Source organism: Bradyrhizobium genomosp. I (2014), assembly GCF_000261685.1.
Classification (GTDB): domain Bacteria; phylum Pseudomonadota; class Alphaproteobacteria; order Rhizobiales; family Xanthobacteraceae; genus Bradyrhizobium.
Map to the genome: position 1 here is coordinate 1 of NZ_AJQE01000235.1, position 12,061 is coordinate 12,061.

General features: G+C 64.0%; 17 protein-coding genes and 1 pseudogene. 11 read left to right on the forward strand and 7 right to left on the reverse strand.

Features of this window, described 5'->3' with window-relative positions; genetic code table 11:
* From IC50_RS22220 to IC50_RS22235, 4 genes are all read left to right on the forward strand, one after another.
* Window positions 1-542, forward strand: a 542-nt coding sequence (locus IC50_RS22220; protein WP_035709628.1) for a carboxyl transferase domain-containing protein, incomplete at its 5' end; no start/stop codon positions are given.
* A 63-nt stretch (window positions 543-605) separates the two neighbouring features.
* Window positions 606-782 (forward strand): hypothetical protein, encoded by a 177-nt coding sequence (locus tag IC50_RS42540; RefSeq protein WP_193374144.1) that lies wholly within the window; start codon window positions 606-608, stop codon window positions 780-782.
* Entirely contained in the window at window positions 779-1,450 is a 672-nt protein-coding gene (locus tag IC50_RS22230) for a Fic family protein (protein WP_035709630.1), read from the forward strand. The genes IC50_RS42540 and IC50_RS22230 overlap by 4 nt, the downstream gene beginning before the upstream one ends.
* A 55-nt stretch (window positions 1,451-1,505) precedes the next feature.
* Window positions 1,506-1,853 carry a hypothetical protein gene (locus tag IC50_RS22235; protein WP_035709632.1) on the forward strand — a complete coding sequence of 116 codons (348 nt, stop codon included), beginning with the start codon at window positions 1,506-1,508 and terminating at the stop codon, window positions 1,851-1,853.
* Between the two features lie 21 nt (window positions 1,854-1,874).
* On the opposite strand, the gene IC50_RS42545 is transcribed toward IC50_RS22235, so the two are convergent.
* Together IC50_RS42545 and IC50_RS22240 are read right to left on the reverse strand one after the other, a co-directional pair.
* The gene (locus IC50_RS42545) at window positions 1,875-2,027 is read right to left on the reverse strand and encodes a hypothetical protein (RefSeq protein WP_193374145.1); all 153 of its coding nucleotides are present in this window, start codon (window positions 2,025-2,027) and stop codon (window positions 1,875-1,877) included.
* Window positions 2,028-2,122: 95 nt separating this feature from the next.
* Window positions 2,123-2,776 carry a glutathione S-transferase family protein gene (locus tag IC50_RS22240; protein WP_035709634.1) on the reverse strand — a complete coding sequence of 218 codons (654 nt, stop codon included), beginning with the start codon at window positions 2,774-2,776 and terminating at the stop codon, window positions 2,123-2,125.
* Window positions 2,777-2,900: 124 nt separating this feature from the next.
* Here IC50_RS22240 and IC50_RS22245 point away from each other — a divergent pair, with 124 nt between their 5' ends.
* Window positions 2,901-3,215, forward strand: coding sequence for a hypothetical protein (locus IC50_RS22245; protein WP_035709635.1), 315 nt, complete (start codon window positions 2,901-2,903; stop codon window positions 3,213-3,215).
* Window positions 3,216-3,329: 114 nt separating this feature from the next.
* Complete coding sequence (locus IC50_RS22250; RefSeq protein ID WP_035709637.1) at window positions 3,330-3,611, forward strand: twin-arginine translocation signal domain-containing protein; 282 nt, start codon at window positions 3,330-3,332, stop codon at window positions 3,609-3,611.
* A gap of 156 nt (window positions 3,612-3,767) precedes the next feature.
* Here the strand turns inward: IC50_RS22250 and IC50_RS22255 are convergent, their stop codons facing one another.
* From IC50_RS22255 to IC50_RS22265, 3 genes are all read right to left on the reverse strand, one after another.
* The gene (locus IC50_RS22255) at window positions 3,768-4,019 is read right to left on the reverse strand and encodes a GCG_CRPN prefix-to-repeats domain-containing protein (protein ID WP_035709651.1); all 252 of its coding nucleotides are present in this window, start codon (window positions 4,017-4,019) and stop codon (window positions 3,768-3,770) included.
* A 191-nt stretch (window positions 4,020-4,210) separates the two neighbouring features.
* The gene (locus IC50_RS22260; protein WP_035709652.1) at window positions 4,211-5,221 is read right to left on the reverse strand and encodes an alpha/beta fold hydrolase; all 1,011 of its coding nucleotides are present in this window, start codon (window positions 5,219-5,221) and stop codon (window positions 4,211-4,213) included.
* Between the two features lie 194 nt (window positions 5,222-5,415).
* Window positions 5,416-6,114 (reverse strand): winged helix-turn-helix domain-containing protein, encoded by a 699-nt coding sequence (locus IC50_RS22265; RefSeq protein WP_035709639.1) that lies wholly within the window; start codon window positions 6,112-6,114, stop codon window positions 5,416-5,418.
* A gap of 160 nt (window positions 6,115-6,274) precedes the next feature.
* Here IC50_RS22265 and IC50_RS22270 point away from each other — a divergent pair, with 160 nt between their 5' ends.
* Genes IC50_RS22270 through IC50_RS22280 form a run of 3 tightly spaced genes read left to right on the forward strand, consistent with a single transcriptional unit; the run spans window position 6,275 to window position 7,818 of the window.
* Window positions 6,275-6,583 (forward strand): NIPSNAP family protein, encoded by a 309-nt coding sequence (locus IC50_RS22270; RefSeq protein WP_035709641.1) that lies wholly within the window; start codon window positions 6,275-6,277, stop codon window positions 6,581-6,583.
* A gap of 23 nt (window positions 6,584-6,606) precedes the next feature.
* A complete protein-coding gene (locus IC50_RS22275; RefSeq protein WP_035709642.1) occupies window positions 6,607-6,957 on the forward strand; it encodes an antibiotic biosynthesis monooxygenase family protein in 351 nt (116 codons plus the stop codon).
* 51 nt (window positions 6,958-7,008) lie between these two features.
* Window positions 7,009-7,818 carry an isocitrate lyase/PEP mutase family protein gene (locus tag IC50_RS22280; RefSeq protein WP_035709644.1) on the forward strand — a complete coding sequence of 270 codons (810 nt, stop codon included), beginning with the start codon at window positions 7,009-7,011 and terminating at the stop codon, window positions 7,816-7,818.
* A 54-nt stretch (window positions 7,819-7,872) separates the two neighbouring features.
* Here IC50_RS22280 and IC50_RS22285 read toward each other — a convergent pair whose 3' ends face one another.
* Window positions 7,873-8,280, reverse strand: coding sequence for a hypothetical protein (locus IC50_RS22285; RefSeq protein WP_035709647.1), 408 nt, complete (start codon window positions 8,278-8,280; stop codon window positions 7,873-7,875).
* Between the two features lie 166 nt (window positions 8,281-8,446).
* Here IC50_RS22285 and IC50_RS22290 point away from each other — a divergent pair, with 166 nt between their 5' ends.
* Window positions 8,447-9,091, forward strand: a complete 645-nt coding sequence (locus IC50_RS22290) for a trimeric intracellular cation channel family protein (RefSeq protein WP_035709648.1) — start codon at window positions 8,447-8,449, stop codon at window positions 9,089-9,091.
* Window positions 9,092-9,144: 53 nt separating this feature from the next.
* On the opposite strand, the gene IC50_RS22295 is transcribed toward IC50_RS22290, so the two are convergent.
* Window positions 9,145-10,380: a c-type cytochrome gene (locus tag IC50_RS22295; RefSeq protein WP_035709649.1), complete on the reverse strand. Its 1,236-nt coding sequence runs from the start codon at window positions 10,378-10,380 to the stop codon at window positions 9,145-9,147.
* Window positions 10,381-10,670: 290 nt separating this feature from the next.
* Between IC50_RS22295 and IC50_RS22300 the strand changes: the two are divergent.
* Window positions 10,671-12,061 (forward strand): annotated as a pseudogene (locus IC50_RS22300) (indolepyruvate ferredoxin oxidoreductase family protein); the annotation flags it as partial.

Genomic DNA, 12,061 nt, shown 5'->3' on the forward strand with positions numbered 1-12,061 from the left:
GTGTGCTCGACAGCGACGCCTCACGCAAGGCCGCGCGCTTCGTCCGCTTCTGCGATGCCTTCAACATTCCGATCGTCACCTTCGTCGACGTGCCGGGCTTCCTGCCGGGCACGAGCCAGGAATATGGCGGCCTGATCAAGCACGGCGCCAAGCTCTTGTTCGCCTACTCGCAGTGCACCGTTCCACTCGTCACCATCATCACCCGCAAGGCCTATGGCGGCGCCTTCGACGTCATGGCCTCCAAGGAGATCGGCGCCGACATGAACTACGCCTGGCCGACCGCCCAGATCGCGGTGATGGGCGCCAAGGGCGCGGTCGAGATCATCTTCCGCAGCGACATCGGCGACCCCGACAAGATCGCGGCCCGGACGAAGGAATACGAAGACCGCTTCCTGTCGCCGTTCATCGCCGCCGAGCGCGGCTACATCGACGACGTCATCATGCCGCACTCGACGCGGAAGCGGATCGCGCGGGCGCTGGCGATGCTGAAGGACAAGAAGACGGAAATGCCGGCGAAGAAGCACGACAATCTGCCGTTGTGAGGGGGGCCGGCCCGCTGAAAAAATGGCGTGGTACGGTCGAGCCGCTTCGACTATATTGACAGCATGACCGACGCTCTCAAGAAACTCATCGAGGCTGCAAAGACCGCGAATCCATCCCCGGAACACCGGGAGGAGCAGCGGCGCAGCTTCGTATACGGCAATACCCATTTCGAAAATGCGCTCATAACGCGAGAAATGGTGGATCGTGAGGCCGAGAAATTGGCCAAGGAAGAGAAGTGACAAGCGACGAGCGCGAACGGCGTGATAGCCGGGCGCTCGAACCTGAGTTGATTAGAGATCCGCAAGCGAAGGCCGCAGCGGAAGCCCGGAACGGGTTCCGCCAGTACGACGCGGCTATTGGCGTGATCCAGACTGCTCTTGAACGGGGCTCATTCAAACTCCGTCCCTCGCTCATCCTCGGTCTGCAACGGGAAGCCTTGGCGGGCATTAGCTCTTACGCTGGCAACTATCGCCCTGGTGGCGTTGCCATCGAGGGAAGCAAGCATGAGCCTGCCGGCGCACATCTGGTCCCAGAACTCATTGAGGATATGTGCGACTACGTCAATGATAACTGGGAACTCAGCACGCCGATTCATCTAGCTGCTTATGTCATGTGGCGGCTAAACTGGATTCATCCGTTCGCGGATGGGAATGGGCGCACTTCCCGAATTGTCTCGTACGTTGTGCTCTCAATTCGGGCTGGCACTCTTTTGCCGGGCACCCCGACGATTCCAGATCAAATAATCGATAACCGGCGGCCCTATTTCGATGCCTTGGATGCGGCCGATTTAGCTTTTCGCGATGGTGGCCGGATCGATGTCTCGAAAATGGAAGATTTGCTAGCCTCATTGTTGGCGAACCAACTCGCGGAATTTTATAGATCGGTTGGCGGGAAACTACCCGGCTAAGAACAACCCTTGGCGCTAGCTTCATTCGTAAGCAAGCTCCCAAATCCGAAGCCCCATGACTGACGACGATCCGACAGATGAAATCTCCGACATCGAAGATCGGATCGAGGCGCTCTCCGAGATCGCCGAGCGGTGCCGGAAGTACATCCTGGCGTCCAAGATCGCGATCGGTGGGGGAGCAGCGCTGCTGTTGGTGACGATCCTCGGCCTATTTGGCACGGGGCAGACTGCAGCGCTCGGATCAATCGCTCTGGTTCTCGGCGGGATCGTTTCGCTCGGTTCGAATGTGAGCACGCTGCGGCAGACGGATGACGCGATTCGTGCTGCGGAGGCGCGGCGTGCGGCGTTGATCGGCAGCATCGACCTGCGCGTCGTTGCCGATGCGCCGCTGAAGCTGGTGTGACGCAACCGGCGCCACCACGCCTCACGCGGCCGTCTTGAGCGTCAGCACCGACAATTCCGTGAGGCATTCGGCGGCGAAGGCTTGAAGTCGCTCGGCGGTCTGCCGGTCGAGAATGGCTTTGGCCAATCGCTCGGCGCGGGCGATCTGTTGCTTGAGATATTCGATCCGAGCCATGGGGCACCTCTTGGTGAAAATAAAACTCAGGCGATTGCCTCGTTCGGCGGTGGCGACTCTATAGGCCAAGAGCTGGATTGAATGTGTGAGCCGCATCACGCCCCACGTGCCTTATCCGTCGCAGCAAAATGCGCCATCTGGTCCGCGTGCGCCTTGATGAAGGCGGGGCGGCCGGTGGCGCGGGCGACGTAGGCGCGGCAGGCAGGATGGTCCGCCAGCCCGTCGAATTGACCGACGACGCGCAGGACGTCCGCCATCAGGATGTCGGCGACGGAGAAGGAGCCGGCCAGCCATTCGCGACCGGCCAGCACCGGCTCGAGATGTTTGAGTCGAAGCTTGAGGAAGTCGTCCACGAATTTCCACGCCGCCGTGTCAGTCGGATGTCCCATGAACTTCGACATTCCCCAGGGCAGGCTGGCCATCTCCACCGAATTGAGCGCTGCGAACACCCATTCCGTCGTCTCGGCGCGGCCGCGCGGACCTCTGGGCATCAGCTTGTCGCTGAGCCCGCCGAGATGCAGCAGGATCGCGCCGGTCTCGAAGATCGAGAGGTCGCCGTCGGTCAGCCAAGGCACCTGGCCGAACGGCTGATGCGCGAGATGCGCAGGCCCGCGATCGTCGAACGGCGCGCTGGCGACGCGATATGGCAAGGCGGCCTCTTCGAGCGCCCAGCGCACGCGGAGGTCGCGCACGAAGCCGCGCGGCGGTTCTGGAACCCAGTTGAAGGTGGTCAGGGTGAGGTCGGCCATGTGCTGTCTCCGTGTTCGAAGCAAAGGACGAGTGAAGAGCGCCCATTCCGACATCGGGGCCGGCATTTTTTGTCGTCGCCGGCTTAACTGGCTAAGCTTGCCTCAAACAATGGGAGGAAACCCGATGCCAGCAGCCTTCTTCGTCGTCCGCGCCACCGTCACCGACGCCAGCAAGCGCGCCGCTTTCGACAGATGGTACGAGACGGAACATCTGCCCGACGCAGTGAAGGCGTTTGGCGTCAGCAAAGCCTGGCGGTTCTGGAGCCTGGATAATCCCAAGCTGCACCAGGCGATGTATCAGTTCGATGACGAGGCCAAGCTGAATGCGATGCTGAAGGGTGACGCGCTGCAGAAGCTCGTCGCCGACTTCAACCGCGACTGGCCCGACGTGAAGCGCACGCGCGAAACGCTGGTGCTGGCGCAGGAGTTAGCAGAATAGGCGGGAGACATTGTCCGCTGCGCCATGAATCTGAATGCGCGATTCAGCCTCGGTTCATGTCGTGACCGCGACACTCCTTCTGCATCACTTGCTCGATAGCCTAGAGGATATGTCATGGAGCGTCGGAACTTTTTGAAACTTGCATTGGGTGTGACGGCCGGCGCCGCGGCCTTCGCCGCGGCCGCCCGGGCCGCGCCGCTGTCACCGCAGCCGGTCGGTGATCCCGCCCGCATGCCGCAAGGCAATCCCGACGCTCATCCCGCCGTCACCACCAGCGAGGAAGCCGCCAAGCTGACGCCCGAGCAGGTTCACTATGGCCATCACCGCCACTGGGGCTGGCGCCACCGTCATTGGCGCCGGCATCGGCGGCGCTGGCACCGCCGCCACTACTGGTGAGTTCGCGAAGTTCGCGGATTGGACGGGGATCGCCGCTGGCGGTCCCCGTTTCGATTCTGGAAGCACTCCAGTCCCACGGCGGACGAATCGTCGCAGCAAAAAAATGGCCGCGCAGGCTTCCGCCGCGCGGCCACTCCGCAATGCGGATGGGCGAGATCAGATCGGGCGGCAGCGGCCGGCGTACCAGCGGAAGCCGTAGGGGCACACGCGGGCGCGGGGTACAACGACGACCGGTGCCGGGGCGACCACCACCGGAGCGCGGCGAACCACGACCGCGCCGCGCATCGGACGGCAGCCGCCATAGGGGCCGCGATACCAGCCCGGGCCGCAACCGCCGGCGGCGCTGGCTGCCTCGCTGAAACCGACGACCGCGCTGGCGAGCATGACGGCGGCAAACAGGTATTTCATTTGATATTCCTTCTCGTCCTCTGGGGCAGGCTTGGGAGAATGGCGCTTGGGGCGCACAATGAATCAAGAGACACGATTCGACACGTTAAATCCGAGGCGTGCCGACACGTCGCGATCCAAACTTGCCAATCATGACCTGAATGCGGCATGAACGTTCCCCGCATCCTGCCTCAGACGACACGCAAGTGTCGCTAGCGGCCGAGAAAGCCCAGCACCAGTTCTCTGTACTTTTCGGGCGCCTCCAGGAAGACGAGATGGCCGGTGTCCGGGATCACTTCGGCCCGCGCATTCGGCATCTTCGCCGCGAGCGCCTTCGCCAGGTCGGCGTTCTGCCCCATCTTGGCCCGCAGCGCCTCCGGCGCGAGCGGCCGGCCCGGCGCATTGTGATCGTCGGCTCCCATGACGAACAGCGTCGGCAGCGTGATGAGCGGGATTTCGTGCGCCACCGGCTCCCGGTAGATCATCTGGCCGGAGCTGACGAAGGCGCGCAGCCAGCGCGGATAGTCCGGGCTTCCCTTGATGTTGAAGCGGGCATCGATGAACGGTGTGATCGCCTCGGCCGGCAGCTTGATCGCGTAGTTGGTCTGGAGCTGGTTGCGATAGCCCTCGGCGGTGAGCTTGTCCTCGGTCTCGATCATCTTCCCGGTCGGAGTCGGCGGCACGTAGAGGCGGTAATCTTCGAGCCCGATCGGCGCGGTCAGCACCAGATGGGCGACGCGGTCCGGATAGGCGCGGGCGATGCGCACGCCCAGCATGCCGCCGAGCGAATGCGCGACGATCTCGGCCTTGTCGATCTTGAGATGATCGAGCAGCGCAATGGTGTTGCGCGCCAGATTGTCGAAGTGCAGTTCGCCCTGCGGCTTGGAGGATTTGCCGAAGCCGATCTGGTCCGGCACCACGACGCGAAAGCCTGCCTCGCTCAGCATCTTGATCACGGGTGCCCAATAGCTCGACGGAAAATTGCGCCCGTGCAGCAGCACCACGGTGCGGCCGTTCGGCTGCGCCGCGGCGACATCCATGTAGGCCATGCTGAGCTGCTCGCCGTCATTGACGACCGGCAGGAGGTGCACGGGGTAGGGATAGGCAAAGCCTTCGAGCGCGATGCCATAGGGCTCGCGCGGCGCGGTGTCGGCGGCGTTGGCGAAGGTGAACGGGAACGCGAGGAGCGCGGCGGCGAGTGCGGCGGAGAGGAGGCGGATCATGGGAGTCTCGTGGTTGGCCATGTCGTTCCGGGGCGATGCGAAGCATCGAACCCGGAACCTCGAGATTCCGGGTTGGGCTCTACGAGCCGCCCCGGAATGACGTGGCCATAAACGCGTGAATGGCCGGGTCAAGCCCGGCCACGACAAGACCTCGCATTCACACGCAAACGTGCGAGCCCACGCGCCCCGCGTGATCAGTCCTGTCCATTCCCGAACAGCGCGGCGAATTGCTTCTCGCCGGTGCGGGTGAAATTCACGACGCGGCTGCCGGGCGCGGCATCGCGCGAGGCCCATTTCAGTTCGGCAAAGCGCTGCATCATGGCCGCACCCAGCGTGCCGGCGAGATGATGCCGCCGCTCGCTCCAGTCGAGGCAGGCTTTGCACACCGGGCGGCGCGGATGGGCCAGCATCTCGGGCGAGATCTGCAGATGTCTGGCGAGGAAGCGCTCGCCTTCGGCGGTCAGCTCGATGTCCTGCTTCTTTTGCCTGACGAGGTTTCGCTCGCGCATGGTGTCGAGCATCTGCACGCCGAGATCGCCGGCGAGATGGTCGTAACAGATCCGCGCGCGCCGCAGCGCCGGGTCCTTCGGTCCGGTGCGTACGCGCATGTGGCCTGTCCGCGCGGCAAGGCCCGCGAGCCCCTCGAGCACGCCCGCGACGTCGTCGTCGGTGAGGCGGTAATAGCGGTGGCGGCCCTGCTTCTCCGGCTCGATCAGGCCACCGGCCTCGAGCTTCGACAGATGTGAGCTCGCCGTCTGCGGTGTGATGCCGGCCTCCTGCGCCAGCTCGCTCGCGGTGAGTGCGCGGCCGTTCATCAGCGCAGTCAGCATGTTGGCGCGGGCGGGGTCGCCGACCAGCGAAGCGACCATGGCGATGTCGGGACCTGCTTTCATGCTTCGATGGTAGCCGAAGCATTGTGGTGGTGCAAGCGCGTAGCCTCTCACCAAGTCGTCATTGCGAGCGTAGCGAAACAATCCAGACTGTGTCCGCGGCAGGACTCCTGGATTGCTTCGCTACGCTCGCAATGACGATGTGGAAACAGGAGAGCCCGTCATGTCCGTCACTGTCTTCATCCGCTATCAGCTCGATCCCTTCAAGCGCCCGCAGTTCGAGGAATATTCGAAGCGCTGGCTCACCATCATCCCGAGATGTGGCGGCGACCTGATCGGCTATTTCATGCCGCATGAGGGCACCAACAACATCGCGTTCGCCCTGATTTCTTTCGAGAGCCTGGCGGCGTACGAATCCTATCGCAAACGGCTCCGGGCCGATCTCGACGGCACGGCGAATTTCAACTTCGCGGAGGCCGAGAAATTGATCCTCGCCGAGGAGCGCACTTTCCTGCGCAAGGTGGTATTATAGGGCATCAACGCAAGGAGATGCCCATGATCGCCGTGATCTTCGAGGTCTGGCCCAAGCCGGAACACCGCCAGGACTATTTCGACCTTGCGGCCGATCTGAAGCCGATCCTGCAGACCATCGACGGCTTCATCTCGGTCGAGCGCTTCGAGAGCCTGACCGAGAAGGGCAAGATCCTGTCGGTGTCGTTCTGGCGGGACGAGGCGGCCGTGCAGGCCTGGCGCAACACGATGGAGCATCGCCGCACGCAGGCGAAAGGCCGCGCGCAAATCTTCGCGGACTATCATTTGCGCATCGCCAGTGTGATCCGCGACTACGGCATGACCGACCGCGAGCAGGCGCCGAAGGACAGCCGCGCGGTGCACGACGCGCACTAGCGCGCGCGATGACGCGTGCCTATGTCTGCGCGACCAATAAGGGAGAGAAACATGCATGTGACGACCGCGGACAAGCGCGCGACGTTCAGGAAGATGCACGAGAGCGGCTGCTTCATCCTGCCCAATCCGGTCGATGTAGGCAGTGCGAAAGCGTTGCAGCATCTCGGCTTCAAGGCGATTGCGTCATCGAGCGCGGGCTTTGCCTGGACCATCGGCAAGGCCGACAATCACGTCAGCATCGAGGACGTCTGTCAGCATCTGGCAGCATTGAGCTCGGCCGTCGACATTCCCGTGAATGCGGATTTCGAGGGTGGGTTTGCGGTCGAGCCGGACAGGGTCGCGGACAATGTCGAGCGCGGTGTGCGCACCGGCGTCGCGGGCCTTTCGATCGAGGATTCCACCGGCGACAAGGATAACCCGCTCTACGACCGCGCGCTGGCGGTCGAGCGCATCAGGGCCTCGCGCAAGGCGATCGGCGACAGTGGCACGCTGCTGGTCGGCCGTTGCGAGGCGTATTTGTGGGGCGTCACCGACCTCAAGCTGGTCATCGATCGGCTGACCGCCTATGCCGATGCCGGCGCCGACTGTCTCTACGCGCCCGGCCTGAAGAGCCGCGAGGACATCGCCGCGGTGGTGAAGGCGGTGCACCCGAAGCCTTTCAATCTTCTGATCGGCGCGTCCGGCCTGTCGCTGCAGGAAGCCCAGGATCTCGGCGTGCGCCGGATCAGCGTCGGCGGCTCGCTCGCCCGCGCCGCCTGGGGCGGCTTCATGCGCGCGGCAAAGGAGATGGCGGAGCAGGGCACATTCACCGAGCTTGGCAGCGGCTATTCCGGCGGCGAGCTCAACAAGATGTTCAGCTAAACGAACAGCGGCGGGATGTCGTGTCCCGCCGCTGTCTCGTGTCCTTGCGAACCGTTACTTCGCGCCGTTAGGCGCCGGCTTGGCAGCAGGCGTATCGGGAGCCGGGGCAGCAGGTCTGCTCGGCGCCGCACCCGTGGTTACGCCCGGCTCGGCGTTGTTGCGCGGCGTCACGTCGCGCATGCCGGGAGGCGCCGCCGGATTGGTCGGCTGCGTCTGCGCGGTCTGCGAGGCCGGCGTGTTGCTGGCCTGGTTGGTCGAGGTGGTATTGTTCAAGCCGTAGAACACCGCGCCCAGCACGAGGGCGATCGCTACCGCAAACAGCGCGATCTTGCCGCTGGAGGCAGGGCCTTCCCCGAGCTCGGGATCGGCCTGAAGGTCGGCGTCCCGACGCGCCGCGCGAGAATACTCATCATCGGCGAGGTTCGGGCGGTACGGATCGTTGGGAAAACGGTCGTCAGCCATCGATTGGGTCTCCTCGGGTTATGACGTCGGGACAACCCACAGGCGCGAGATTCCGTTCCGTGCCACCTAATGCTTTCGTCGTATGTTGCTCCCGCGGCGGGAATCGGGAACCTGCTCATGCGGGAACTGGATGCGAGTTCCATGACCACGACGAGGGACGAAGCCGATGTGGAGCCTGCCGCCGACCGATAGCGTGCTGCACTTTCTGGCGTTCGTCGCCATCACGGCGGAGGGCATGACGGCGGCACTGGCCGCGGGGCGGCGCAACATGGACTATGTCGGCGTTTGTCTTCTCGCTTGCATCACCGCGCTGGGCGGCGGGACGCTGCGCGATCTGTTTCTCGGTCACTATCCGCTGGTGTGGGTGGCCCACCCGATCTACCTCGCACTGCCGGGCGGGGCGGCGCTGCTGACGATCCTGATCGCGCGCCTCGTGCATCGGCTGCACCTCGCCTTCATCGTGCTCGATGCCATCGGCCTCGTCGTCTTCACCATGATCGGCTGCAACGTCGCCTGGCAGGTGGACGCTTCGCTGCCGATCGTGATCGTCTCGGGCATGGTGACGGGCTGCGCCGGCGGCGTGTTGCGCGATGTGCTCTGCAACGACATACCGCTGCTGTTCCGGTCCGAGCTCTATGCCAGCGTCTCGGTCGTGACAGGGTTGTTCTATGCCACGGCGTTCGGCCTCAATCTCAATGCCCAGCTCTGGACGATTCTGACCTTCGTGCTCGGCCTCAGCTTCCGCCTGCTCGCGGTGCGCTACAGATGGGAGATGCCGAAGTTTGTGTTCACGGGGGACGACGAGCGGTGAACGCTTCGCGCGTGAATGGCGAATAGCGAATAGATGTGGCCATTCGCCACTCACTACTCGCCATTCGCCCCTCGCTTCCTCGCCTTCGCCACCTGGCTCGGCGTCACCAGCGGGCCTGCATTGCCCCAGGAATTGCGGATGTAATTCGTCACCGCGGCGATCTCGTCGTCGGACAGTTGCTTGGCATAGCCCGGCATCTCGCCGGTGTTGGGCGCGCGCGGGGTGGTCACGGTGTGGGCGCCGTCGAGGATGATGCGCAAGGTGGAGGACGGATTGATCGATTGCAGCAGCGCATTGCCCGGCAGCGGCGGATAGATGCGCGGGGCGCCGGAGCCGTCGGCTTCATGGCAGGCGATGCAGAGTTTTGCGTAGACCTTTTGACCAGCCTTCATCTCGGCATCGTTGGGCGGCGTCACGATCGTCTCGCGCCGTGCCGGCGGCAGGCTCTTCAGATACAGCGCGATGGCACGCACGTCCGCATCGCTCATTTTCGCGGTCGAGTTGACGACGACCTCCGCCATCGGCCCGCCGGCATGGCTCCTGGCGTTGCGCCCGCTTTGCAGATACTCCGCGATGTCGGCCTCGCTCCACGATTTCAGCCCGGTGCGGGCGGCGCCATCGAGGCGGGGGGCGAACCAGCCGCCGATCTCGTTGCCGGATAGCGCCTGCGCGTCCTTGTCGGCGCCGAAATAGTTTTTCGGCGTGTGGCAGGCGCCGCAATGGCCGAGCCCGGTGACGAGATAGCCGCCTCTGTTCCAGGCCGCGCTCTTGCTCTGGTCCGGTTCGAACAGGCCGGGCTTGAAATACACGGCGTTCCAGAGTCGCATCAGGCCGCGGTAGCCGAATGGCCAGCGCAGTTCCGGCGGCTTGTTGCGGCTGGTGACGGGTGCGAGCGTGCCGAGATAGGCGCGGATCGCCAGCGTGTCGCCCTTCGTCATCCTCGTGAAGTAGGGATAGGGAAACGCCGGGTAATAGTTCGAGCCATCGGGCGCGATGCCATAGCGCAGGGCGCGGGTGAAATCGGTGTCCGCCCAGGCGCCGATCCCGGTGTCGCGGTCGGGCGTCAGGTTCGGCGCATAGATCGCGCCGAACGGCGTGGCGATCCGCTTTCCGCCCGCGAACGGCCTGGCCGGATCGGCGGTGTGGCAGCCCGCGCAGTCGCCGGCCTCGACCAGCGCCTTGCCGTAGGCGATCAGCTCCAGCGACGGCTCGGCGCCAAGGGCCGCGCCGGCAACTGCACTGCACAACGCCAAGCCTGCAACGGCCAAGCCGGTCAGAATCGTCCGCATCGAAGCCACTCCTGCGACCAAACGCCCGCATCCCGTACGAGGAAGCGTCGATTCATTTCGCGACGGCGGGGGTATGGTGACACAAATTGAAAATGCCCAGCGTGTTTCAGGCCACGAAATTGCGATTTTTACCCGACGTGCCCTTTCGCCCAGATTTGTGGTGCGGATCATGAAATATCCGACATAGAGTGGCGGTGATGGTCGGCGCGCCCTAGCTAAAAATAACGGGAAGGCAACGGCTTAAGCGACCTTAAGTAACAAAGGCCTGAGCAGGGCGAAACGAGGACAGCATGGGCATCAACCAGGGTCCGATCAGTCTCGATCAAAAATACACCCAGCAGACCGGACACGTCTTTACCACGGGCATCCAGGCTCTGGTCCGTCTGCCCATGGCCCAGATCCGGCGCGACCGCGCCAGCGGCCTCAACACCGCCGGCTTCATCTCCGGCTATCGCGGCTCGCCGCTCGGCGGCTACGACCAGCAACTCTTCGCCGCCCGCAAGCACCTCGAACAGTACAACATCAAGTTCCAGCCCGGCGTGAACGAGGACCTCGCCGCCACCGCCGTCTGGGGCTCGCAGCAGCTCAATCTCTCGCCCGGCGCCAAATACGACGGCGTGGTCGGCATCTGGTACGGCAAGGGCCCCGGCGTCGACCGCTGCGGCGACGTGTTCCGCCATGGCAATGCCGCAGGCTCGGCCAAGAACGGCGGCGTGCTGTGCCTTGCCGGCGACGACCACGGCGCAAAGTCCTCGACCGTCCCGCATCAGTCCGACCACGCCTTCATCTCTGCGCTGATGCCCTATCTCTATCCCTCGAGCATCCACGAGATGATCGAGATGGGCCTGCTCGGCATCGCGATGTCGCGCTACTCGGGCTGCTGGGTCGGCATGAAGGTGATCACCGAGACGGTGGAGACCACCGCCGAGATCGACCTCACCGATGAGATGAAGCCCTTCATTATCCCGACCGATTTCGAGCTGCCGCCCGGCGGCCTCAATTTGCGCTGGCCCGACGATCGCTTCGAGCAGGACCGCCGCCTCCAGGACTACAAGGGCTTCGCCGCGATCGCCTTTGCGCGCGCCAACAGGGTCAACCGCGTCACCATGGATTCGCCGAACGCCCGATTCGGCATCATGGCCTCGGGCAAGAGCTACGAGGACGTCCGCCAGGCGCTGCGCGAGCTCGGGATCACCGAGGAGGTCGCCGCCAAGATCGGCCTGCGCCTTTACAAGATCGGCATGCCGTGGCCGCTTGAGCCGGAAGGCGTGCATCAATTCGCTGTCGGTCTCGAAGAGATATTCATCGTGGAGGAGCGCCGCGAGATCGTCGAGAATCAGGTCAAGCAGGTGTTGTTCAACTGGCGCGACGACGTCCGCCCGCGCATCGTCGGCAAGATGGACGAGCACGACAAGCGCTTCCTGACCTTCGCGGCCGAGCTCAGCGTCGCCTCGCTTGCGACTTCGCTCACCGAGCGCCTGCTTCGACTTAATCTCAACCCTGAGATCGCGGAGATGCTCCGCGTCAAGGCCGACTGGTTCAACGGCCGTCAGGCAACCCAGATGCAGGCTGTCGCGCCTGTTTCCCGCACTCCTTATTTCTGCTCCGGTTGTCCCCACAACACCTCGACCAAGGTCCCTGAGGGGAGTCGCGCGCTCGCCGGCATCGGCTGGCACTTCAT

Excerpts from the sequence above, each read along its gene's own strand:
- IC50_RS42540 (WP_193374144.1), top strand. The coding sequence starts at position 606 with ATGACCGACGCTCTCAAGAAACTCATCGAGGCTGCAAAGACCGCGAAT.
- IC50_RS22235 (WP_035709632.1), top strand. The coding sequence starts at position 1,506 with ATGACTGACGACGATCCGACAGATGAAATCTCCGACATCGAAGATCGG.
- IC50_RS42545 (WP_193374145.1), bottom strand. The coding sequence starts at position 2,027 with ATGGCTCGGATCGAATATCTCAAGCAACAGATCGCCCGCGCCGAGCGA.
- IC50_RS22240 (WP_035709634.1), bottom strand. The coding sequence starts at position 2,776 with ATGGCCGACCTCACCCTGACCACCTTCAACTGGGTTCCAGAACCGCCG.
- IC50_RS22245 (WP_035709635.1), top strand. The coding sequence starts at position 2,901 with ATGCCAGCAGCCTTCTTCGTCGTCCGCGCCACCGTCACCGACGCCAGC.
- IC50_RS22250 (WP_035709637.1), top strand. The coding sequence starts at position 3,330 with ATGGAGCGTCGGAACTTTTTGAAACTTGCATTGGGTGTGACGGCCGGC.
- IC50_RS22255 (WP_035709651.1), bottom strand. The coding sequence starts at position 4,019 with ATGAAATACCTGTTTGCCGCCGTCATGCTCGCCAGCGCGGTCGTCGGT.
- IC50_RS22260 (WP_035709652.1), bottom strand. The coding sequence starts at position 5,221 with ATGATCCGCCTCCTCTCCGCCGCACTCGCCGCCGCGCTCCTCGCGTTC.
- IC50_RS22265 (WP_035709639.1), bottom strand. The coding sequence starts at position 6,114 with ATGAAAGCAGGTCCCGACATCGCCATGGTCGCTTCGCTGGTCGGCGAC.
- IC50_RS22270 (WP_035709641.1), top strand. The coding sequence starts at position 6,275 with ATGTCCGTCACTGTCTTCATCCGCTATCAGCTCGATCCCTTCAAGCGC.
- IC50_RS22275 (WP_035709642.1), top strand. The coding sequence starts at position 6,607 with ATGATCGCCGTGATCTTCGAGGTCTGGCCCAAGCCGGAACACCGCCAG.
- IC50_RS22280 (WP_035709644.1), top strand. The coding sequence starts at position 7,009 with ATGCATGTGACGACCGCGGACAAGCGCGCGACGTTCAGGAAGATGCAC.
- IC50_RS22285 (WP_035709647.1), bottom strand. The coding sequence starts at position 8,280 with ATGGCTGACGACCGTTTTCCCAACGATCCGTACCGCCCGAACCTCGCC.
- IC50_RS22290 (WP_035709648.1), top strand. The coding sequence starts at position 8,447 with ATGTGGAGCCTGCCGCCGACCGATAGCGTGCTGCACTTTCTGGCGTTC.
- IC50_RS22295 (WP_035709649.1), bottom strand. The coding sequence starts at position 10,380 with ATGCGGACGATTCTGACCGGCTTGGCCGTTGCAGGCTTGGCGTTGTGC.